At 66.6% G+C, this 19,639-nt stretch carries 21 protein-coding genes; 15 read left to right on the top strand and 6 right to left on the bottom strand.

The window, feature by feature from the left end; genetic code table 11:
- Nucleotides 1–134 precede the first annotated feature (134 nt).
- Nucleotides 135–851, top strand: coding sequence for a sulfotransferase-like domain-containing protein (locus tag BLQ77_RS05320; RefSeq protein WP_089956318.1), 717 nt, complete (start codon nucleotides 135–137; stop codon nucleotides 849–851).
- Between the two features lie 213 nt (nucleotides 852–1,064).
- Here the strand turns inward: BLQ77_RS05320 and BLQ77_RS05315 are convergent, their stop codons facing one another.
- Both BLQ77_RS05315 and BLQ77_RS05310 read right to left on the bottom strand, forming a co-directional pair.
- Entirely contained in the window at nucleotides 1,065–1,478 is a 414-nt protein-coding gene (locus tag BLQ77_RS05315) for a DUF1810 domain-containing protein (protein WP_089956315.1), read from the bottom strand.
- Between the two features lie 155 nt (nucleotides 1,479–1,633).
- Nucleotides 1,634–2,854 (bottom strand): argininosuccinate synthase, encoded by a 1,221-nt coding sequence (locus BLQ77_RS05310; RefSeq protein ID WP_089956311.1) that lies wholly within the window; start codon nucleotides 2,852–2,854, stop codon nucleotides 1,634–1,636.
- Between the two features lie 132 nt (nucleotides 2,855–2,986).
- Between BLQ77_RS05310 and BLQ77_RS05305 the strand changes: the two genes are divergently transcribed.
- Entirely contained in the window at nucleotides 2,987–3,727 is a 741-nt protein-coding gene (locus tag BLQ77_RS05305; RefSeq protein WP_008886817.1) for a hypothetical protein, read from the top strand.
- Nucleotides 3,728–3,767: 40 nt separating this feature from the next.
- A complete protein-coding gene (ilvA, locus tag BLQ77_RS05300; RefSeq protein ID WP_089956308.1) occupies nucleotides 3,768–4,994 on the top strand; it encodes a threonine ammonia-lyase IlvA in 1,227 nt (408 codons plus the stop codon).
- A 12-nt stretch (nucleotides 4,995–5,006) separates the two neighbouring features.
- Here ilvA and BLQ77_RS05295 read toward each other — a convergent pair whose 3' ends face one another.
- Nucleotides 5,007–5,342 (bottom strand): Hpt domain-containing protein, encoded by a 336-nt coding sequence (locus BLQ77_RS05295; RefSeq protein WP_089956303.1) that lies wholly within the window; start codon nucleotides 5,340–5,342, stop codon nucleotides 5,007–5,009.
- 155 nt (nucleotides 5,343–5,497) lie between these two features.
- Here BLQ77_RS05295 and BLQ77_RS05290 point away from each other — a divergent pair, with 155 nt between their 5' ends.
- Nucleotides 5,498–6,745: a PP2C family protein-serine/threonine phosphatase gene (locus tag BLQ77_RS05290; RefSeq protein WP_089956299.1), complete on the top strand. Its 1,248-nt coding sequence runs from the start codon at nucleotides 5,498–5,500 to the stop codon at nucleotides 6,743–6,745.
- 7 nt (nucleotides 6,746–6,752) lie between these two features.
- Here BLQ77_RS05290 and BLQ77_RS05285 read toward each other — a convergent pair whose 3' ends face one another.
- The gene (locus BLQ77_RS05285) at nucleotides 6,753–7,190 is read right to left on the bottom strand and encodes an NUDIX domain-containing protein (RefSeq protein ID WP_008886553.1); all 438 of its coding nucleotides are present in this window, start codon (nucleotides 7,188–7,190) and stop codon (nucleotides 6,753–6,755) included.
- A 76-nt stretch (nucleotides 7,191–7,266) separates the two neighbouring features.
- On the opposite strand from BLQ77_RS05285, the gene hslO reads away from it, so the two are divergent.
- The 9 genes from hslO to BLQ77_RS05240 all read left to right on the top strand — a co-directional run bounded on the left by hslO (nucleotide 7,267) and on the right by BLQ77_RS05240 (nucleotide 16,695).
- Nucleotides 7,267–8,247 carry an Hsp33 family molecular chaperone HslO gene (gene hslO / locus BLQ77_RS05280; RefSeq protein WP_008886491.1) on the top strand — a complete coding sequence of 327 codons (981 nt, stop codon included), beginning with the start codon at nucleotides 7,267–7,269 and terminating at the stop codon, nucleotides 8,245–8,247.
- Between the two features lie 38 nt (nucleotides 8,248–8,285).
- The gene (locus tag BLQ77_RS05275) at nucleotides 8,286–8,849 is read left to right on the top strand and encodes a CoA pyrophosphatase (RefSeq protein WP_165617041.1); all 564 of its coding nucleotides are present in this window, start codon (nucleotides 8,286–8,288) and stop codon (nucleotides 8,847–8,849) included.
- Complete coding sequence (locus tag BLQ77_RS05270; protein WP_089956291.1) at nucleotides 8,846–9,994, top strand: CCA tRNA nucleotidyltransferase; 1,149 nt, start codon at nucleotides 8,846–8,848, stop codon at nucleotides 9,992–9,994. Before BLQ77_RS05275 ends, BLQ77_RS05270 begins: the two co-directional genes overlap by 4 nt.
- On the top strand, nucleotides 9,991–10,575 hold the full coding sequence (locus tag BLQ77_RS05265) for a LysE family translocator (protein ID WP_008887008.1): 585 nt from the start codon (nucleotides 9,991–9,993) through the stop codon (nucleotides 10,573–10,575). Before BLQ77_RS05270 ends, BLQ77_RS05265 begins: the two co-directional genes overlap by 4 nt.
- Before the next feature lie 45 nt (nucleotides 10,576–10,620).
- The gene (locus BLQ77_RS05260; protein WP_089956288.1) at nucleotides 10,621–12,474 is read left to right on the top strand and encodes an ABC transporter ATP-binding protein; all 1,854 of its coding nucleotides are present in this window, start codon (nucleotides 10,621–10,623) and stop codon (nucleotides 12,472–12,474) included.
- Nucleotides 12,471–14,318, top strand: coding sequence for an ABC transporter ATP-binding protein (locus tag BLQ77_RS05255; RefSeq protein ID WP_089956284.1), 1,848 nt, complete (start codon nucleotides 12,471–12,473; stop codon nucleotides 14,316–14,318). The genes BLQ77_RS05260 and BLQ77_RS05255 overlap by 4 nt, the downstream gene beginning before the upstream one ends.
- Complete coding sequence (locus BLQ77_RS05250; protein ID WP_089956281.1) at nucleotides 14,315–14,845, top strand: AAA family ATPase; 531 nt, start codon at nucleotides 14,315–14,317, stop codon at nucleotides 14,843–14,845. The genes BLQ77_RS05255 and BLQ77_RS05250 overlap by 4 nt, the downstream gene beginning before the upstream one ends.
- 6 nt (nucleotides 14,846–14,851) lie before the next feature.
- Nucleotides 14,852–16,075 (top strand): class I SAM-dependent RNA methyltransferase, encoded by a 1,224-nt coding sequence (locus tag BLQ77_RS05245; protein WP_089956279.1) that lies wholly within the window; start codon nucleotides 14,852–14,854, stop codon nucleotides 16,073–16,075.
- A 98-nt stretch (nucleotides 16,076–16,173) separates the two neighbouring features.
- Nucleotides 16,174–16,695, top strand: coding sequence for a L,D-transpeptidase family protein (locus BLQ77_RS05240; protein ID WP_008886933.1), 522 nt, complete (start codon nucleotides 16,174–16,176; stop codon nucleotides 16,693–16,695).
- Nucleotides 16,696–16,769: 74 nt separating this feature from the next.
- On the opposite strand, the gene dalA is transcribed toward BLQ77_RS05240, so the two are convergent.
- Complete coding sequence (dalA, locus tag BLQ77_RS05235; protein ID WP_089956276.1) at nucleotides 16,770–17,303, bottom strand: divisome-associated lipoprotein DalA; 534 nt, start codon at nucleotides 17,301–17,303, stop codon at nucleotides 16,770–16,772.
- 203 nt (nucleotides 17,304–17,506) lie between these two features.
- Between dalA and BLQ77_RS05230 the strand changes: the two genes are divergently transcribed.
- Both BLQ77_RS05230 and BLQ77_RS05225 read left to right on the top strand, forming a co-directional pair.
- Nucleotides 17,507–18,097, top strand: a complete 591-nt coding sequence (locus BLQ77_RS05230) for a L,D-transpeptidase (protein WP_008887256.1) — start codon at nucleotides 17,507–17,509, stop codon at nucleotides 18,095–18,097.
- A 145-nt stretch (nucleotides 18,098–18,242) separates the two neighbouring features.
- The gene (locus BLQ77_RS05225) at nucleotides 18,243–18,437 is read left to right on the top strand and encodes a hypothetical protein (RefSeq protein WP_008887140.1); all 195 of its coding nucleotides are present in this window, start codon (nucleotides 18,243–18,245) and stop codon (nucleotides 18,435–18,437) included.
- Nucleotides 18,438–18,528: 91 nt separating this feature from the next.
- Here the strand turns inward: BLQ77_RS05225 and hemH are convergent, their stop codons facing one another.
- Nucleotides 18,529–19,590 carry a ferrochelatase gene (gene hemH / locus BLQ77_RS05220; protein WP_089956274.1) on the bottom strand — a complete coding sequence of 354 codons (1,062 nt, stop codon included), beginning with the start codon at nucleotides 19,588–19,590 and terminating at the stop codon, nucleotides 18,529–18,531.
- Nucleotides 19,591–19,639 lie beyond the last annotated feature (49 nt).

Here is a 19,639-nt window from a genome sequence, read left to right as displayed (position 1 = left end):
TGCGGGAGCGACGGGTTCCGATCAACTGCTGCAACCGGATCTCACCGCATGGTGAGCGGCCGTGACGGGTCTTTCGTCTCACGTGAAACAGTCCTAGCCTGCGCGGGCGACGCAGGAACAGGAGCGCTGAGGTCATGAGAATTGCCATGTGGTCGGGGCCGCGGAACCTGTCGACCGCGATGATGTATTCCTTCGGCAACCGCGCCGATGTCCACGTCGTCGACGAGCCCTTCTACGGACCCTACCTGCGCCTCACGGGCCTTGCCCATCCGATGGCGGACGAGATCATGGCGAGCCGCCCGGAAAGCGCAGACGAGGTTCAACAGAGCCTCATCGGCCCGATCCCGGACGGGAGGCCGCATGCCTATCACAAGCACATGTGCCAGCACATGATCCCCGGTGTGCCGCGCGATTTCATGGCCGACTGCGTGAACGTCTTCCTGCTCCGCCACCCCGCGCGCGTGGTCGCGAGCTTCTCCAAGGGCTACGAGAACCCCACTGCCGCCGACATCGGCTTCGCGGCGCAGTCCGAGCTTTACGATCACGTGGTGTCGCTCGGCCTCACGCCCTACGTCATCGACAGCGCCGACATCCGCACCGACCCCGAGGGCAAGCTTCGCGCGCTCTGTGACGCCATCGGCCTGTCGTTCGACCCGGCGATGCTGGCCTGGCCCGCCGGTGGCCATGCCCAGGACGGGGTCTGGGCGCCGCACTGGTACGCCTCGGTGCATCGCTCGACGGGCTTCGCCGGACCCGAGGGCCCCTTGCCAGACCTCGACGGCGCCGCGGCAGATCTCGCCCGTGAGGCCATGCCGCATTACGAGAAGATGCGGGCGCACGGCCTGATCTGATTTTCCGAGATTTTTCTGAAACTTTGCGTGCCGCGCCTGCGTGACTGTTGTCGCGGCCAGGTGTCCGGGCGACGTGCGCCCGGTGCGGGTCGTGACCACGGGGCCGAAGACTGTTTGGTCACGAGTGACGTGGTCACGTAACGAGTATCGGGGTCCGGCCTCCAGCCCCGGACGGATCCCGCGCCGCTCCTGCCTGTCAGCAGGGGCGGCGCTTCAGCCGATCTGCCGTAGCGTTTCCGGGCATCTTGAGCCGGAATAGAGCCTTTCCAGCACCTCGCCGAACACTCCCGGCGCATCCGTCGCGGCCTCGAACAGCGTCATGCAAGACCGCACCTTCAGGGCATCGACCGTACCGAGGATCTCTTCCGGCGTGCGCTCCGGATGCTGCAACAACAGCTCTGCACAGGTGACCAGCCGCGGCCCGAGCACCGGGTGCGCCAGATACGTCCCGGCCTCTTCGATCCCGGACAGCCCGAAATGCCGCGCCATGGCGGAACGGCCGAGCGTGGCGAGCTGCGGGAACACGTACCAGATCCAGTGTGTCGCCTTTCGCCCGTCCCGCATCTCGCCAAGGATCTGCGGCCAATGCTTGTCCTGCGCGTCGACGAATTCCTGAAGCCCGGCCATGACACTCTCCTCCCACGCAGGGAGTGTCCCGCAGATCCATGCCGCGGTCAAAGCGCCCGTGATGCCTTCCGGAAAAAGGAAACCCCGCCGAAGGCGTCTTCGGCGGGGTGGTGCGAGTTCGTGCGAAGGGGCGCACCCGACGTGACGACGGGAAATCAGCCCTTCAGGCGACGGTTCCGGGCCGCGAGCAGCTTCAGACGCAGCGCGTTGAGCTGGATGAAGCCCTTCGCGTCTTCCTGGTTGTAGGCGCCGGCATCCTCTTCGAAGGTCACGTGGGCCTCGGAATAGAGCGAGTGATCCGACCAACGCGCCACGGTCCGGGCCGAGCCCTTGTAGAGCTTCAGACGGACGGTGCCGGTGACGTGCTCCTGGCTCTTGTCGATCAGCGCCTGCAGCATCTCGCGTTCGGGCGAGAACCAGAAGCCGTTGTAGATCAGCTCGGCGTAGCGCGGCATGATCGAGTCCTTGAGGTGGCCGGCACCGGAATCGAGCGTGATCTGCTCGATGCCACGGTGCGCCTCGAGCAGCAGCGTGCCGCCCGGGGTCTCGTAGACTCCGCGGGATTTCATGCCGACGAAGCGGTTCTCGACGAGGTCCAGAACGCCGATGCCGTGCTTGCCGCCGTACTCGTTGAGCTTGGTGAGGATCGTCGCGGGGGACATCGCCTCGCCGTTGATCGCAACCGCGTCCCCCTTCTCGAAGCTCACCTCGATGAACTCGGGCTCGTTCGGTGCCTGCTCGACCGGAACCACGCGCTGCAGCACGTAGTCGGGCGCTTCCTCGGCCGGGTTTTCAAGAACCTTACCCTCGGAAGATGTGTGAAGCAGGTTTGCATCAACCGAGAAGGGAGCCTCGCCGCGCTTGTCCTTGGCAACAGGGATCTGGTTCTGCTCGGCGAACTCGAGCAGGCGGGTGCGCGAGGTCAGGTCCCAGAGACGCCAGGGCGCGATCACCTTGATATCGGGGTTCAGCGCGTAGGCGGCGAGTTCGAAGCGCACCTGGTCGTTGCCCTTGCCGGTGGCACCGTGGGCCACGGCGTCGGCGCCCTCGGCAGCGGCGATCTCGACCAGCCGCTTCGAGATCAGCGGACGGGCGATCGAGGTGCCGAGCAGGTACAGGCCCTCGTAGAGCGCGTTGGCCCGGAACATCGGGAACACGAAGTCGCGGACGAACTCCTCGCGGAGGTCCTCGATATAGACCTTCGACACACCCAGCATCTCAGCCTTCTTGCGTGCCGGTTCCAGCTCTTCCCCCTGGCCGAGGTCTGCGGTGAAGGTCACCACTTCGCAGCCGTATTCGGTCTGGAGCCATTTCAGGATGATCGAGGTGTCGAGGCCACCGGAATAGGCCAGGACGACTTTCTTAGGCGCGGACATCGGTATCCCTCTCGTGAATTCTTCGGGCGCGGATACCGCCTTTTCGGCGCCGGTTCAAGGATCGCCCGTTGACCGCGGGCCCTGCTGTGCTAGCCCTGCCGTGATTGGTCGATGCAAGGGCGGTTGGGTTTGATGGGCTGGAAGATCTTCGTTCACTCGGTGCGCATGGTGCTGGACAACCTCGGAGCGGCGCTGCGGGTGTCGCTTCTGCTCTACCTCGTGCAGGTGGTGAACCAGGTCATCGTCTACGCCAGCCCGCAGATCGGGGCCGCCTCGGGTGAGCCGATGCAGAGCCCCGCGGCGTCCTTCGAGCTTCTCATCATGATGATCCTCGCGCTGATCGCGAGCCTGTGGATCGCCGTCGGCTGGCACCGCTTCGTGCTGACCGGCGAACAGCCGCGCGGAGTCCTGCCGCACTGGCACGGCACCGCCATCATGAGCTATCTCGGCCGCTCGATCATGATCGGCCTGCTTCTGGGTCTCGGCATCGCGGTGGTCGCAGGCCTCGCGCTGGGGCTCGCGACCGCGGTGCCGGGTCTCGTCGGTGTGGTGGTCTTCGGTCTCGTGGGGCTGGCGAGCTATCTCTTTTTCCGCATCGGGCTCATTCTTCCCGCGGCGGCGCTTGGCGAGCGGCTGACCCTGCGCGAGTCGTGGCAGGCGTCGGGCCAGGACGACAAGGCAATCCTCGTGCTGGCGCTGATCGTCATGGGCGCGCGGCTGCTGATCGAACTTCCGGCGATGATCGACGGCAGCACCGGCACCGTGGTGAGCCTGATTTACGGCATCGTGGTGAACTGGTTCGTGACGATGATCGGCATCTCGGTGCTGACGACGCTCTACGGCCACTTCGTCGAGGGCCGCTCGATCGACTGAGGCGCTTGCCAAAGCGCGCGGATTGCGCAAGGTCAGGCGGATGACACGCTTTCTCGATGACGCCCGCCAAGCCGCCCAGCACATGCGCGAGGTTTTTCCCGAAACTCCCCTGCTGCGCAACGCGCACCTCTCGGAGCGCTTCGGCGCCGAGATCTGGCTCAAGCGCGAGGATCTGAGCCCGGTCCGCAGCTACAAGCTGCGCGGCGCGTTCAATGCCATGAGCAAGCGCCCCGAGGCCGATCTCTTCGTCGCGGCCAGCGCCGGCAACCACGCGCAGGGCGTGGCCTACATGTGCCGCCACTTCGGCAAGAAGGGCGTGATCTTCATGCCGGTCACGACGCCCGACCAGAAGATCCAGAAGACCCGGATGTTCGGCGGCGACGCGGTCGAGATCGTGATGACCGGCGATTATTTCGACGACACGCTCGCCGCGGCGCAGGCCTTCTGTGCCGAGAAGGGCGGGCATTTCCTGTCGCCCTTCGACGACGAGGATGTGATCGAGGGGCAGGCCAGCGTCGCGGTCGAGATCGAGTCGCAGCTGGGCCGTGCGCCCGACCACGTGGTGATCCCGGTGGGCGGCGGCGGGCTTGGCGCCGGGATGCTGAGCTACTTCGGCAACGACACGCAATACACCTTCGTCGAGCCGTCGGGCGGGGCCTGCCTGCGGGCGGCGCTCGAGGCGGGCAAGCCGGTGACGCTGCCCGGGGTCAACACCTTTGCCGACGGTGCCGCCGTGGCGCGCATCGGTGCGCGGACCTTCGAGCGGCTCAAGGGCGTGGGGCTCGCCAACACGCTGACGATCAGCGAGGACAGGCTCTGCACGACCATGCTCGAGATGCTGAACGTCGAGGGCATCGTGCTCGAACCCGCCGGCGCGCTGGCGGTCGATGCGCTCAAGGATCTCGGCCAGTCGATCCGCGGCCGGACCGTGGTCTGCGTCACTTCGGGCGGGAATTTCGATTTTGAGCGTCTGCCCGAGGTCAAGGAACGCGCGCAGCGCTACTCGGGGGTGAAGAAGTACTTCATCCTGCGGCTGCCGCAGCGTCCCGGCGCGCTCAAGGATTTCCTCAACCTGCTGGGTCCCGAAGACGACATTGCCCGGTTCGAGTATCTGAAGAAGTCCGCGCGCAACTTCGGTTCGGTGCTGATCGGGATCGAGACCTCGGACCCCGCGAACTTCGGGCGGCTCTTCGCCGAGCTCGGCAGCCGCGGCTACACCTATCGCGACATCACCGAGGACGAGGTCCTGTCGCAGTTCCTGATCTGACCCTTTCACGGGTCAGGCGGTAAGCCGCTGCGGCAGCTCGCGCAGGAATTCCGCGCGCGAGCGTTCATAGACATCGGCCACCCGGTCGAGAGAGATACCGCCGGTCGCGCCCCTGCGCGCGGCCGTCTCGCCATGATGGCAGAGCTCGGACAGCGCCGCGAAACCAAGGTTCAGCGCGCTTCCCTTCAGGAAATGCAGCCGCGCCTCGAGTTCGCCAGGGTCTTCCGCCGCCTCCTGAAGTTCGGCAAGGGCGCCTGCAACCTCGTCCAGGAACAGGTCGACCACCTCCTGAAAATCCTCGGCCCCAATTTCGTCGCGCAACTCGGCGACGCGGCTCCAGTCGATCATAGCGCACCTCCCGGTCGTGTTCAGGACTAGGAGCAAAAGGTGAAGATTCCCTTGCCTCGCTTTGCCGGCGGCGGACCGGCGACGAAACCGCGTAAAGGGGACATTAAGACCGGCTCCGGTAAACCTCTTGCACACCCCGTTCGTGAGGAGCCTGCTTGCAGCCGAAGCCCGCCGATACGATTGCCGCCTCGACCTCGGAGGCCTCGCTCCAGCGCGTGCTCGTGGTGGATGACAGCCCCGTGCAGCTCAAGATTCTCTGCGCCGTGATGCGGCGCTGGGGGTTCGAGGTGCTCGAGGCCAGCAGCGGCGAGCAGGCGCTCGAGATCTGTCGCACCATGGTGCCCGACGCGGTGCTGTCGGACTGGATGATGCCGGGGATGGACGGGCTCGAGTTCTGCCGACAGTTCCGCGAGCTGAAGCGCGACCGCTACGGCTATTTCATCCTGCTCACCTCGAAGGGCGAAAAGGAAGAGATCGCGCGCGGGCTCGACGCGGGGGCCGACGACTTCCTGACAAAGCCGGTGAATTCCTACGAGCTGCGTGCCCGGATCAATGCCGGCGCACGGATCCTGTCGATGCAGCGGCAACTGTCGGACACGCTCGGCCGGCTGCGCAGTGCCTATGACGCCATCGACCGCGATCTCCGGCAGGCCCGCACGATCCAGGAGGCGCTGGTCCCCGAGCGCAGCCGCGATTTCGGCACCGCCCGCGTCAGCCTGCTGCTGAAACCCTGCGGGCACGTCGGCGGCGATCTCGTCGGAATGTTCAGCCCCAATGCGACCGGCGTCGGGGTCTACAGCCTCGACGTCTCGGGCCACGGCATCACCTCGGCGCTGATGACCGCGCGGGTGGCGGGATATCTTGGCAACGACTTCCCCGACCAGAACATCGCGCTTGAACGGAGGTACAACAAATTCCTCGCCTTCCGCCCGCCGGAAGAGGTGGCGGTGCGGCTCAACGACCGGCTCTCCGCCGATCCCGGGGTGCTGGAATATCTCACCATGGTCTACATGACGCTGAACTTCGCCACCGGCGACGTGACGCTGGTGCAGGCCGGGCACCCGCCGCCGCTGCTGATACGGGCCGATGGCAGCATGTCCTTCATCGGCGAGGGCGGTCTGCCGGTGGGGCTGGTGACGGGGGTGAGCTATACGCCGATCCAGTTCGCCATGGCGCCGGGCGACCGGCTTCTGCTCTATTCCGACGGTATCACCGAGGCCGAGCTCAAGGACAACACCATGCTCGAAGAGGACGGGCTGCGGGCGCTGGTCGGTCGTTGCCTCGCTGCCAGCGGGACCGAGTTTCTCGACGATCTCTACTGGAACCTCAGCCAGATCACCCGCAAGGGCACCGCGCTGCAGGACGACGTCTCGGCGGCGCTGGTGGAATATGTCGGTTGCTAGGGCGCGCTCAGCGCATGCAGCGCGCGACGAAATCGCGGTCGCCGGGGTTGCCCAGCAGCTCCATCGCAAGCTCGGGCGCCATCCAGTGCGCGCTGTGGCCGGGCTCGGTCGGCTCGCCGCGGGGCCGGACGGGAAGGGCGGTGTAGATGATGCAGAGCTTCTCGGCCCAGAGATCGTATTCCGGCATGTAGGCGAAGCGGCGGAACGCTCCCAGCCGGCGCGGCCGGGCGATGTGCCAGCCGGTCTCTTCGTAGACCTCGCGGTGCAGGGCGGTCAGGGGCTGCTCGCCCGCGTCGATGCCGCCGCCGGGCAACTGGAACTCGGGCCAGGGCTCTTGCTGATGGGTCACCAGCAGCGCCCCGTCGCGCGGCAGGATCGCGTAGACCCCGGGGCGAAGCGTGTAGCGGCGGCCGGGTTCCGGCGAAGCTCCGTAACGTGCGATCATGTCGGCCCCCTTGGTATCTGGCTTGTCCTGCCTATATGGTGCCGGTATGCCAACGCGCGGCAGATAAGGAAACCCCATGACCATCGGCAGCAAACTTGCCTGGGACGATACCGTCCTTCCGTTTCAGCTTGATCTCTCCGACATCCGTGGCCGGGTGGCGCGGCTTGACGGTGCGCTGAACGGCATCCTGAGCCAGCATGACTACCCGGAACCGGTCGAGGCACTGGTCGCCGAGATGGCGCTGCTGACGGCGCTGATCGGGCAGACGGTGAAACTGCGGTGGAAGCTTTCGCTGCAGGTGCAGACCCGCGGCGCCCTGCGGATGATCGCGACCGACTACTTCGCACCCGAGAAAGAGGGGCAGCCGGCGCGCATCCGGGCCTATGCGAGCTATGACGCCAGCAAGATCAGCGATGCCGCCGCCTTCGACCAGCTCGAGGACGGCTATTTCGCGATCCTCGTCGACCAGGGCAAGGGCACCACGCCCTACCAGGGCATCACCCCGCTTGCGGGCGGTTCGCTCGCGGCGTGTGCCGAGTCCTATTTCGCGCAGTCCGAGCAGCTGCCGACCCGTTTCGCGCTGAACTTCGGCAAGGCAATGCTGGCGGACGGCACCGGCGAATGGCGCGCCGGCGGCCTGATGATCCAGACCATGCCCAAGGCCTCGCCCTTTGCCTCGGGCGAGGGCGGCACCGGCGAAAACGGACTGCTCCGCCCCGAGGATCTGGTCACCGGCGACGAGGAAGAGAACTGGCGCCGCGTGAACTTCCACGTGGACACCGTCGACGAGCTCGAACTGATCGGTCCGGACCTGCCGCCGACCGACCTGCTCGTGCGGCTCTTCCACGAGGAACAGCCCCGCGTCTTCGACGCCCAGTCGGTGCGCTTCGGCTGCACCTGTTCGGAAGATCGGGTGCGCCAGTCGCTGTCGATCTACTCGGCCAAGGACATCCAGAAGATGACCACCGAGGACGGGCTGGTCACCGCGGACTGCCAGTTCTGCGGTCGCCATTATGAGCTCGACCCCGAGAGCGTGGGGTTCGAGGCCCGGAAGTGAGCCGAACCGGGGAGCAGATCGCGGCCCTGCGCCGGGCGATGGCGGAAACCGGCGCGCCTTCGTCCGATTTCGATCTGAACCCCGGCACGGTTCTTCCCGAAAATCGCAAACTGCGGCCGGCCGGTGTGCTGGCCGCCTTCCTGCCCGGACCCGAGGGGCTCGAGCTGGTGCTCACCAAGCGCTCTTCCCGCCTCAAGCACCACCCGGGCCAGATCGCCTTTCCCGGCGGCAAGGTGGATCCGGAAGACGACGGCCCCGTCGCCGCCGCTCTGCGCGAGGCGCGCGAAGAGGTCGGTCTCCAGTCCGAAACGGTCGAGATCCTCGGCACGATGCCCCCGCACGAGACCGTCACCGGCTTTCTCGTCACCCCGGTCGTGGGCCTTGTCAGTGACAGGTTCGACCCGATGCCCGAGCCCGGCGAGGTCGCCGAGATCTTCCGGGTGCCCTTCGAGCACGTCACCGATCGGTCGCGGTTCTCGGTGCAGGGACGGCGCTGGCGCGGCCAGCGCAGGCTCTATTACACCGTTCCCTACGGGCCCTATTACATCTGGGGCGCCACCGCGCGGATGCTGAGGGCGCTGGCCGGGCGGATGGACGGGTGACACAGGTTTCCGGCGACTGGCTGAGCTGTGATTCCACACAGCACGTGCTCGCCATGCTCGAGGCCGGTGGGCACGAGGCCTACGTGGTCGGCGGCTGCGTGCGCAATGCACTGATGAATGTCGCGGTCGGTGACGTCGACATCGCCACCAACGCGCGGCCCGAACGCGTGGTCTTGCTGGCCGAGAGCGCCGGTCTTAAGGCGGTTCCCACCGGCATCGAGCATGGCACGGTCACCGTCGTGGCCGATGGCGTCGGGCACGAGGTCACCACCTATCGCGCCGATGTCGAAACCGATGGCCGTCGCGCCGTGGTGCGCTATGCCGATGACGTGGCCGAGGATGCCGCGCGGCGCGACTTCACCATGAACGCGCTCTATGCCGACGCGCGGGGCAGGATGCTCGACCCGCTCGGCGGGCTGCCGGATCTCGAGGCACGGCGCGTGCGCTTCATCGGCGATGCGGGCGAGCGCATCCGCGAGGATTATCTGCGCATCCTGCGCTTCTTCCGTTTCATCGCATGGTACGGCGACCCCGCCGAGGGTGTCGACGCCGAGGCGCTTGCCGGGATCGCGGCCAATCTCGACGGTCTGCAAAAGCTCTCGGCCGAGCGTGTCGGGCACGAGATGGTGCGGCTCCTGCGGGCGCCCGAGCCCGGGATCGCGATCTGCGTCATGGCCCAGAGCGGGGTGCTCGACAAGGTTTTGCCCGGCGCCAGCATCCTGGCGATCCAGCCGCTTGTCGCGCTGGAACAGGGGCACGGGCTCACACCCGACCCGATGCGCCGGCTGGCGGGGCTCGGGTATTATGACAGCGCGTCGCTGCGGCTCTCGCGGGGGCAACAGAAGCGACTTGGGCAGTATCAGAGCCTGTTGTCTTCGGACGAGCCCATCGCCGAGACCGCCTGGCGGCACGGCGCGGAGATCGCGCTCGACGTGGCGATCCTGCGGGCGGCGAGCCTTGGGCAGCCGGTCGCGCCCTTCGTCCAGGACGAGATCGCCAAGGGCGCCGGGGCGACGTTTCCCGTGAAACCGCGCGACCTGATGCCCGGGGTGCAGGGCCCGGAACTGGGCGAGGCGCTGCGCAGGCTCGAACGGCGCTGGATCGCCTCGGGGTTCATGCTGTCCCGGGACGACCTTCTGGAATGATCCTCGATCCGCTCTACGGGTTCGTGTTCTTCGGCCTGTTCTCGCCCGGTCCGAACGTCGTGCTGCTCACCGCCTCCGGTGCCCGCTTCGGCCTGCGCCGGACCTTACCGCATCTCTTCGGCGTGGTGCTGGGCGTGGGCGTCACCGCCGGGCTCACCGGGCTTGGCATCGCGGCGCTGCTGCGCGAGGCGCCGGCGCTGGAACTCATCCTCAAGATCGCCGCCAGCGGCTGGATGATGTGGATGGCCTGGGGCCTCTGGACGGCGGACCGGCGTCGCGGCAAGGCCGATCGCGACCGGCCCATGACGCTGATCGAAGGCGCGCTCTTCCAGTGGGTGAACCCCAAGGTCTGGGCGGTGGCACTTGCCGCGGCCTCGGCCTATCCCGGCGGTGGCGGCCCGCTGGCCGAGGCACTGCGGCTTGGTAGCGCCTTTTCCGGAATCAACCTCTTCTGCTGCACCTTCTGGACCAGCGCGGGGGCTCTGCTGACCTACCTGCTGACGACCCCGCGGGCGTGGCGGATTTTTGCCCGGATCATGGCGCTCGCGCTGGGGAGCTTTTCGGTCATGGTTTTCCTGTAGGGAATCGGGGAGACTTCGCGCCTCAATGACGAAGGCCCAATTCCCGTGTTCCGTTACTTTGAAGATCTCGTAGATCCGTACACCGACTACCCGCCGACCGACCGTCCTCCGACCCGGCTGCTCCCGTTCCTCACCGATTACGCGCGCCCGTTCCGCCGTGTCTTCATCTGGGCGGCGCTGCTCTCTGTCGCCGTGGCCTCGGTCGAGATCGGGCTGATCTGGGCCATGGGCTGGGTCGTGGACATTCTCGCCGGCGACCCGTCGCAGGTCTGGGAGGAACACGGCACCGCGCTGATCCTGCTCGGGCTCTTCATCCTGCTGCTGCGTCCGCTGCTGCAGGCCCTCGACGTGCTGGTGCTGAACAACGCGATCACGCCGAACTTCGGCACGCTGATCCGCTGGAGGGCACACGCGCAGGTGCTGCGCCAGTCCATCGGCTGGTTCGAGAACGATTTCGCCGGGCGCATCGCCAACCGCATCATGCAGACCCCGCCCGCCGCGGGCGAGGCGGTGTTCCAGGTCTTCGACGCCATCACTTTCGCGCTGGCCTACGTGGTTGGCGCGGCGGTGCTGCTTGCCGATGCCGACCCGCGCCTGCTGCTGCCGCTGCTGCTGTGGTTCGGTGCCTACGCGCTGCTGATGCGCTGGACCATCCGGCGCGTCGGTCACGCGTCCAAGGCCGCTTCGGATGCGCGGAGCTTCGTGAACGGCCGGGTCGTGGACGCCTACACCAACATCCACTCGGTGAAGATGTTCGCGCAGGACGCGCAGGAGCTCGACTACGCCAAGGAGGCCATCGAGCGTTCGCGCGTCACGCTGCAGCGCGAAATGCGGCTCTATACCATCATGGATGTGGCCCTGGTGGTCCTCAACGGGCTGCTGATCGTCGGTGTGGTGGGCTGGGGGCTTCTGCTGTGGATGCAGGGCGGGGCCTCGGTCGGCGTGGTGGCCGCCGCAACCGCGCTGACGCTCCGGCTCAATGCCATGACCGGCTGGATCATGTGGGCGCTCACCACATTCTTCCGCCAGCTCGGTGTCGTGGCCGAGGGGATGGAGACCATCGCCCAGCCGATCACCCTGACCGACGCGCCGGGCGCCGCGCCGCTGGTGCTCGACCGGGGCGAGATCACGCTCGAGAACGTCAGCCACCATTACGGTCGCGGGCAGGGCGGGCTCGACCGCATCTCGCTGACCATCGAGCCGGGCGAGAAGATCGGGCTGGTGGGGCGCTCGGGGGCGGGGAAATCGACCCTCGTGAAGCTGCTTTTGCGGTTCTACGACGCCGAGGGCGGCCGCATCCTGATCGACGGGCAGGACGTGACGAAGGTCCAGCAGGACAGCCTGCGCCGCACCATCGGCATGGTGCAGCAGGACAGCGCGCTCCTGCACCGGTCGGTGCGTGAAAACCTGCTCTACGGTCGCCCGGGCGCCAGCGAAGAGCAGATCGTCGCGGCCGCGAAGCAGGCGCAGGCGCACGAGTTCATCCTCACCCTGCAGGATCCACAGGGGCGCAGTGGCTACGATGCCCATGTGGGCGAGCGCGGCGTAAAGCTCTCGGGCGGGCAGCGGCAGCGTATCGCGCTGGCGCGGGTCATCCTCAAGGACGCGCCGATCCTGCTCCTAGACGAGGCGACCTCGGCGCTCGATTCCGAGGTCGAGGCCGCGATCCAGGACACGCTCTACGGCATGATGGAGGGCAAGACCGTGATCGCGATCGCGCACCGGCTCTCGACCATCGCGCAAATGGACCGTATCCTCGTGCTCGACGGTGGACGCATCGTCGAACAAGGCAGCCATGACGTGCTTCTGCACCAAGCCGGCCTATATGCGAGCTTCTGGGCCCGCCAGTCCGGCGGGTTTCTCGACCCCGACATGCAAGGTGACAAGGCATCGGAATGAGCTTTTCCGACATAATAGACCCGTTTTCGCGCGCGGAGACCCCGCCTCCCCAGACCCTCGGACGCTTCGTCCTCTGGGCGCTGAAGGGCGCCTGGCCGGTGCTGATCCCCGCCGGGATCCTGTCGGCACTGGGCGGTGCCTTCGAGGTCCTGACGGCGAAACTGCTGGGCGACGTGATCGACCGCACGCTCGAGAGCGACGCCACGACCGTGTTCTCGGCGCACTGGCCGTTCCTGCTGTTCTGCGCGGTGTTCTTCATCGCGGTGCGGCCGGGGATCGCCGGGCTCTCCGCCTACATCCAGTCGGTCGTGATGCAGCCCAATGTGTTCAACCTGATCCTGAGCCGGGTGCACCGCTACACGCTGGGCCATTCCGTCACCTTCTTCGACAATGACTTCGCGGGGCGGATCTCGCAGAAGGAGATGCAGACCGCTCGGGCGCTGAACGACGTGATCTCCGAGGTGGTGCAGGCGATCCTCTTCGCGCTGGCCTCGGTGGTGGGCTCGGTGCTGCTGGTGGGGTCCATCGACTGGCGCATCGCCATGGGGCTGCTGGCCTGGGTCGTGGCCTATGCCTTTTTGCTGCGGTTCTTCATGCCGCGCATCCGGGCCCGCTCCAAGGCGCGCGCCGCCGCACGGGCCATGGTGACCGGTCAGCTCGTAGATACGGTGACCAACATCAAGACCGTGAAGCTCTTCGCCCATGACGACTTCGAGGACGAGGCCGCGCTCGGCGCCATGTCGACCTACCGCGACCGCTTCATCTCGTTCGGGCGGGTCGCGTCGGCGTTCCGGCTTTGTCTCATGGCGCTGGCGGGGACCCTGCCGGTGGTGCTGATCGGCGGCGCGCTGTTCTTCTGGTCGCAGGGCTTCGTCACCGCGGGCGACATCGCCGCCACCGGCGCGGTCGCGATCCGGCTCAGCCAGATGACCGGCTGGGTCAGTTTCACGCTCATGGGCATCTACGCCAACATCGGCGAGATCGAGGACGGCATCCGCACCATCACCCCGGCGCACACGCTGCTCGACGCCCCCGGCGCGACGCCGCTCGAGGTTACCAGCGGCGAGATCGATTTCCGCGACGTGGCGTTCTCCTACGGGCGCAAGGAGGGCGGGGTCGAGCACATCGCCGTGACCCTCGCTCCGGGTGAGAAGGTCGGCGTCGTCGGCGCCTCGGGCGCCGGCAAGTCGACCATGGTTGCGCTGCTCTTGCGGCTCTATGACGCCGAAAAGGGCGGTATCTTCATCGATGGCCAGAACATCGCCGAGGTCACGCAGGAGAGCCTGCGCCGCCAGATCGGCATGGTCACGCAGGAGACCGCGATGTTCAACCGCTCGGCGCTCGACAACATCCGCTACGGCCGGCCCGGTGCCACAATGGAGGATGTCATCGCCGCCGCCGAGAAGGCCGAGGCGCATGAGTTCATCCTTGGCCTGCGCGACCACATGGGTCGCGAGGGCTATGACGCGCATCTGGGCGAACGCGGCGTGAAGCTCTCGGGCGGGCAGCGGCAGCGCATTGCGCTGGCCCGCGCCATCCTCAAGGACGCGCCGATCCTGGTGCTGGACGAGGCCACCTCGGCGCTCGATTCCGAGGTCGAGGCGGCGATCCAGTCGGCGCTCGAGCGGGTGATGGAGGGCAAGACGGTCATGGCCATCGCGCACCGGCTCTCGACCCTCTCCGAGATGGACCGGATCATCGTGCTGGACCGCGGCCACATCGTCGAGCAGGGCACCCATGACGAACTGCTGGCGCAGGACGGGCTCTACGCGCGGTACTGGCACCGGCAGTCGGGTGGGTTCATCGTGCCCGAGGCAGAGGCGGTGGAGGACGCCGCCGAGTGAAACGCGTTATGATTGTCGGGCAGCCGGGCGCTGGGAAATCGACCCTCGCCCGGCAGCTTGGCGCACGCACCGGCCTGCCGGTCGTGCACATCGACCACATCCACTGGACGCCCGGATGGGTCGAACGCGAGCGCGAGGAGAAGTTCGCGATGATGCGCGCCGCCGAGCGCAAGGAGAGCTGGATCATCGAGGGCGGGCTCTCGGCCACGTGGGACACGCGGCTCGCCCGTGCCGACACGGTCATCGTGCTCGACCTTCCGCTGGCGCTGCGGCTCTGGCGGTTGCTGAAGCGGCGGGTAGAGTTCGCTGGCGGGCAGACCCGCCCCGATCTTCCCGACAATTGCCCGGAGCGCTTCGACGCCGAGTTCCTGAAATGGGTCTGGGACACGCGGCACAGCAACCGTGTCCGCAACCGCGCGGTGGCCGATCAGGCCGGCCCCGGGGTCCGCACCGTGGTGCTGACCTCGCCCCGCGCGGTGCAGCGTTTTCTGCGCGATCTCGACAGCGGGGCCGTTGCGGGGCATTAGTCCCGCATGGAACAGGTCACGATCGAACGTCTCGGGCATCAGGGGGATGGCATTGCGCCGGGCCCTGTCTTCGTGCCCGGAGCTCTGCCCGGCGAAACCGTCGAGGGCGAGATTGCCAACAACGTGATGGCGGCGCCGCGCATCGTCACGCCCTCGGAGATGCGGGTGAAGGCGCCCTGTCGCCACGCCAAGGGTTGCGGCGGCTGCCAGCTTCAACACGCCCGCGACGATTTCGTCGAGGACTGGAAGGTCGGGGTGGTGCGGCACGCGCTCTCCGCCCACGGGCTCGAGACCGAGTTTCGACCCTGTGCAACCTCGAAACCGCAAAGCCGGCGGCGCGCGTCCTTCTCGGCCCGGCGTACCAAGAAGGGCGCGCTGGCGGGGTTCCACATGAAGGGCTCGGACGTCATCGTACCGGTGCCCGATTGCCTGCTGGTCGATCCGAAGCTCGCCGCCGGCCTGCCGCTGGTCGAGGCGATGGCCGTGCTCGGCGGCAGCCGCAAGGGCGAGCTGTCGGTACTGTTGACGACCGGGGCCAACGGGCTCGACGTCAGGGTGACCGGCGGCAAGGAGCTCGATCCGCAGTTGCAGTCCGAGCTCGCCGATCTGGCGCGTGCGCATGACGTGGCGCGGGTCGCCTGGGGCGACGAGGTGGCGCTGACCCGGCGCCCGGCGGTGCAGAAGATGGGCCGCGCCGAGGTCGTACCGCCGCCCGGAGCCTTCCTGCAGGCCACGCCCGAAGGCGAGGCCGCGCTGCTGGCCGGCGTGCGCGAAGCGGTGGGCGACGCCAGCCATATCGTCGATCTCTTCGCCGGTTGCGGTACCTTTGCGCTGCCGCTGGCGGAAAACGCTAGGGTCCACGCGGTCGAGGGCGACAAGGCGATGACCGTCGCGCTCGACAAGGGCTGGCGCATGGCCGAGGGGCTGCGTCATGTCACCTCCGAGGCGCGCGATCTCTTCCGCAACCCGCTGCTGCCCGAGGACCTGCACCGCTTCGATGCCGCGGTGATCGACCCGCCCCGCGCCGGCGCCGAGGCACAGGTGGCCGAGCTTGCCGCGGCCCGGATCCCGCGCATCGCCTTCGTCTCGTGCAACCCGGTGACCTTCGCCCGCGACGCGTCGGTGCTGGTTGCCGCGGGCTATACGCTCGACTGGTTGCAGGTGGTGGATCAGTTCCGCTGGTCGACCCACGTGGAACTGGTGGCGCAGCTCAGCCTCACGGATCGGTGAAACCGTTAGATTCCGCAGAAGCGCCGACTATGCCGGAGGCTGAATTTGCGCTATAAACTGGTCGCAAAAAGAGACCGAAAATAACAACGAGCGGACAGATGCGGTTTTTCAGGCTGATTCTCATCATCGCCTTGCTGGGCGGCCTCGGGGCATGCAGCAGCAAGTTCAGGACCTATAACGGGCCCGAAGTGACTCAGGTCGTGGTCAAGAAGAGCACCCGCAGGATGTATCTCCTGCACAATGACAAGGTGCTCGAAAGCTACGACATCGGGCTCGGCTTCCAGCCCCAGGGTCACAAGCAGTACGAGGGCGACGGCAAGACGCCCGAGGGGCTCTATTTCATCGACCGGCGCAACCCGAACTCGAATTTCCACCTGAGCATCGGGATTTCCTACCCCAACCCCTACGACCGCGCCTTCGCGGCGTCTTCGGGGAAAAGCCCGGGCGGTGACATCTTCATCCACGGCGGTCCGCCGAAGGACAAGAAGCGTCGCGGCGGCGGCAGCTGGAGAAGCAACGGCCGCGACTGGACCTGGGGATGCATCGCCGTCTCCGACCGCGAGATGGAAGACATCTACGCCATGGTCCGCGACGGCACGCCGATCACCATCCAGCCCTGATCCGGGGTTGATGCCCAAAGAAAAGCCCGGCCACCGCAAGGGGCCGGGCGATTCGTGTCACGTGGCGGGCGGGATCAGACCGCGCCGGCCCCCGGCGCGCCGGTCACCAGCGTCCACCAGATCTTGCCGTTGCTCTCCTGATACCAGGCGAAGCCCATGTCGCGGGCCGAGCCGTCGAGGATGACGTTGCGGGTCGCGTCCTCTTCCATCCACGCGGCGAGGGTCTCGAGCTCGGTCTCGTAGGTCTCGGAGATGTTCTCTCCCACGAGGCGGCCGGAGTAGCCCACGCGCTGCACCCGGTCGATGGGCGAGGAGCCGTCCGAACCGAAGTGCCACGGGCGGTTCTGCACCGACATGTCGCGCGCGTGAGTCGCGGCGGCGGCGTTGAGCCTTGCATCAAGCTGAAGCGGCGCCACGCCGCGCGCCTGGCGCAGTGCGTTGACCGAATCGAGCATGTTGTATTCGATCTTGCCTTCGGACCCCGCGGGAATCCGGTAGGCACGAGGCAGGGGTTTGCCGTCCGGGCCGAGTTGCGGTGCGGTGACCGTCGGGCCACAGGAAGCGGCCAGGAGCGCCGCGGAAATCATGAGGAACGAGCGTCGGTTCATGGTCCTGCCTAGCTATATCGTGGGTTTTCCCGCCTTAACGTGCGCGCCTAGGCTAATCAAACGCACAACGTCGTGAAGTGGCCAACGTAACACGGTTTGACACGCGACTGAGGCTTTACGGCCATAACCCGGGACCGGTATCATGGGACATGATCCCCAGTTTTTGGGGCTTTTGGCGTTTGTGCAACAAGGATACCACCGACATGGCACAGAAAGGCTTTGACCGTCGCGCGTTTCTCGCCGGCAGCGCGGCTCTGATCGGGACGCCTGCGCTCGCGCAGAACGTGAACGGCAGTGACACCGTCGAGATCGAGCGGGACATCTCGCCCGCGACGCGGCGCAACATCTCGAGCTTCCGGTCGCTCGACTGGCACCCGCACTTCAACTCGCTGAACAACGGGGCCATCCTCGTCGACATCAGCTCGCGTGCGCTGCACTTCTGGGAAGCGTCCGGCGCGTACCACCTGTACCCGTGCTCGGTCCCGCTGACCGAGGACCTGACCCGCCGCGGTCGTACCCAGGTGGTTCTCAAGGACCCGTCGCCCGACTGGCGGCCGACCCCCTCGATGAAAGAGCGCAATCCCGAGTGGCCCGATTACGTCGGCCCCGGCCCGGACAATCCGCTCGGCACCCGTGCCATGCATCTGAGCTGGACGTACTACCGTATCCACGGTACCCATGACACACGCAAGATCGGGCGTCGGTCCTCTAACGGTTGTATCGGGCTCTACAACGAGCACATCGAACAGCTCTACAATATGTCCGTCGTGGGCACTCAGGTGTTGCTGATTTAACCACAGGGCGAGCGCGACGCATTCGGCGTCAACAACTTGAGTTTGCATTCACCAGGAATTGCTGCTTAGACAGATTTACGAGGTAAGTCTTGGGTGCTTGACGTGGAAATTTCTATCTGCGTCAGGCGATTATCTGGAGGATAACATGAAAAAACTCGTTCTCGCCGCCGTGCTTGCCGGTACCGCATCGACCGCAATGGCCGGTTCCTATGCCAAAGACGACGTGGTCATGGAGCCCGTCGTCGTCGTGGAAGAGACTCAACAGAGCTCGTCCTCGGCCGGCATCGTGATCCCGCTGCTGCTGATCGCCGTGATTGCCGCTGCCGCATCGGCCGACTGATCACCGATCGTCTTCGGACAAGGGAAAGGCGGTGCCACGGCACCGCCTTTTTCTTTGCGTAGTAGAGCCTGGCGCGTCGCCCCGGGGCGGGTCAGGAGACCCAGCCCGCGAGGTTCTGCCCGATGACCTCCGACAGCGCGTCGATATGCGCAGGATCGTCGTTGAGGCAGGGGATGTAGGTGAACTGCTCCCCGCCCGCGTGCTCGAAACTCTCGCGGATTTCCTCGTTGATCTCTTCCAGGGTCTCGATGCAATCCGCCGAGAAGGCCGGCGCGATCACCGCGATCTTCTTCTTGCCCTGCTTCGCCAGCTCGGCCACGTGCTCGACCGTGTAGGGTTTGAGCCATTCCTCCGGACCGAAGACCGACTGGAAGGTCGTGGTGATCCGGTCCTCGCCCCAGCCCAGCCGCTCGCGCAGAAGCCGCGTCGTCTTCTGGCACTGGCAATGGTACGGATCGCCCTGCATCAGGTAGCGCTTGGGCATGCCATGGTAGCTCACCACCAGGATGTCCGGCTTCTCGGCCAGCGCCGCGTAGCCGCGCTCGACCGACTGGGCCAGCGCCTCGATGTAGCTCGGCTGCTCGAAATACGGATCCACGACGCGGGCGGTGGGCTGCCACGCCTCGTCCATCAGCGCCCGGAAGAACTGGTCGTTGGCCGTGGCCGAGGTGGCGCCGGCGTAGTGCGGGTAGAGCGGGAAGAACAGGATCTTGCGGCAGCCGGCCTTGACCATGGCCTCGACCTTGGACTTGGTCGAGGGGTTGCCGTAGCGCATGCAGAAATCGACCATGACCTGATCGCCGTAGCGCGCCTGCATCTTGGCGGCGATGGCGGCGGTCTGCTGCTTGGTGATGGTCATGAGGGGGCTCTCGTTGAGCTCCTCGTTCCAGATCGACTTGTAGTTGGCGCCCGAGCTGAACGGCCGCTTGGTCAGGATGATCCCCTGCAGCAGCGGCTGCCACTTCCACTTCGGATAGTCGATGACCCGCGTGTCAGAGAGGAACTCGTTCAGGTACCGCCGCATCGGCCAGTAGGAGTAGTGGTCCGGCGTGCCGAGGTTGGCGAGAAGGACCCCGACTTTCGTTGCGGAGATCGCGGGGTGATCGGAGGGCCCGTGAGCGGGGCGGGCGGCCTTGTCGGTGGCGTCGAGCATTGTCCTGTCCTGAGGTGATCCTGATGACTTTACTTAGGTATCTCGTCTT

Origin of the sequence: Salipiger thiooxidans, assembly GCF_900102075.1 — a bacterium.
Classification (GTDB): domain Bacteria; phylum Pseudomonadota; class Alphaproteobacteria; order Rhodobacterales; family Rhodobacteraceae; genus Salipiger; species Salipiger thiooxidans.
This window is presented reverse-complemented; position numbering and strand designations above follow the sequence as displayed.

What these genes read in the sequence shown, in the direction of transcription:
- BLQ77_RS05230 (WP_008887256.1), top strand. Translation starts at nt 17,507, where the DNA reads ATGGCACAGAAAGGCTTTGACCGTCGCGCGTTTCTCGCCGGCAGCGCG.
- BLQ77_RS05320 (WP_089956318.1), top strand. Translation starts at nt 135, where the DNA reads ATGAGAATTGCCATGTGGTCGGGGCCGCGGAACCTGTCGACCGCGATG.
- hslO (WP_008886491.1), top strand. Translation starts at nt 7,267, where the DNA reads ATGACCATCGGCAGCAAACTTGCCTGGGACGATACCGTCCTTCCGTTT.
- BLQ77_RS05225 (WP_008887140.1), top strand. Translation starts at nt 18,243, where the DNA reads ATGAAAAAACTCGTTCTCGCCGCCGTGCTTGCCGGTACCGCATCGACC.
- BLQ77_RS05240 (WP_008886933.1), top strand. Translation starts at nt 16,174, where the DNA reads ATGCGGTTTTTCAGGCTGATTCTCATCATCGCCTTGCTGGGCGGCCTC.
- BLQ77_RS05285 (WP_008886553.1), bottom strand. Translation starts at nt 7,190, where the DNA reads ATGATCGCACGTTACGGAGCTTCGCCGGAACCCGGCCGCCGCTACACG.
- BLQ77_RS05295 (WP_089956303.1), bottom strand. Translation starts at nt 5,342, where the DNA reads ATGATCGACTGGAGCCGCGTCGCCGAGTTGCGCGACGAAATTGGGGCC.
- BLQ77_RS05265 (WP_008887008.1), top strand. Translation starts at nt 9,991, where the DNA reads ATGATCCTCGATCCGCTCTACGGGTTCGTGTTCTTCGGCCTGTTCTCG.
- BLQ77_RS05255 (WP_089956284.1), top strand. Translation starts at nt 12,471, where the DNA reads ATGAGCTTTTCCGACATAATAGACCCGTTTTCGCGCGCGGAGACCCCG.
- ilvA (WP_089956308.1), top strand. Translation starts at nt 3,768, where the DNA reads ATGACACGCTTTCTCGATGACGCCCGCCAAGCCGCCCAGCACATGCGC.
- BLQ77_RS05310 (WP_089956311.1), bottom strand. Translation starts at nt 2,854, where the DNA reads ATGTCCGCGCCTAAGAAAGTCGTCCTGGCCTATTCCGGTGGCCTCGAC.
- dalA (WP_089956276.1), bottom strand. Translation starts at nt 17,303, where the DNA reads ATGAACCGACGCTCGTTCCTCATGATTTCCGCGGCGCTCCTGGCCGCT.
- BLQ77_RS05275 (WP_165617041.1), top strand. Translation starts at nt 8,286, where the DNA reads ATGGCGGAAACCGGCGCGCCTTCGTCCGATTTCGATCTGAACCCCGGC.
- BLQ77_RS05305 (WP_008886817.1), top strand. Translation starts at nt 2,987, where the DNA reads ATGGGCTGGAAGATCTTCGTTCACTCGGTGCGCATGGTGCTGGACAAC.
- BLQ77_RS05315 (WP_089956315.1), bottom strand. Translation starts at nt 1,478, where the DNA reads ATGGCCGGGCTTCAGGAATTCGTCGACGCGCAGGACAAGCATTGGCCG.
- BLQ77_RS05245 (WP_089956279.1), top strand. Translation starts at nt 14,852, where the DNA reads ATGGAACAGGTCACGATCGAACGTCTCGGGCATCAGGGGGATGGCATT.
- hemH (WP_089956274.1), bottom strand. Translation starts at nt 19,590, where the DNA reads ATGCTCGACGCCACCGACAAGGCCGCCCGCCCCGCTCACGGGCCCTCC.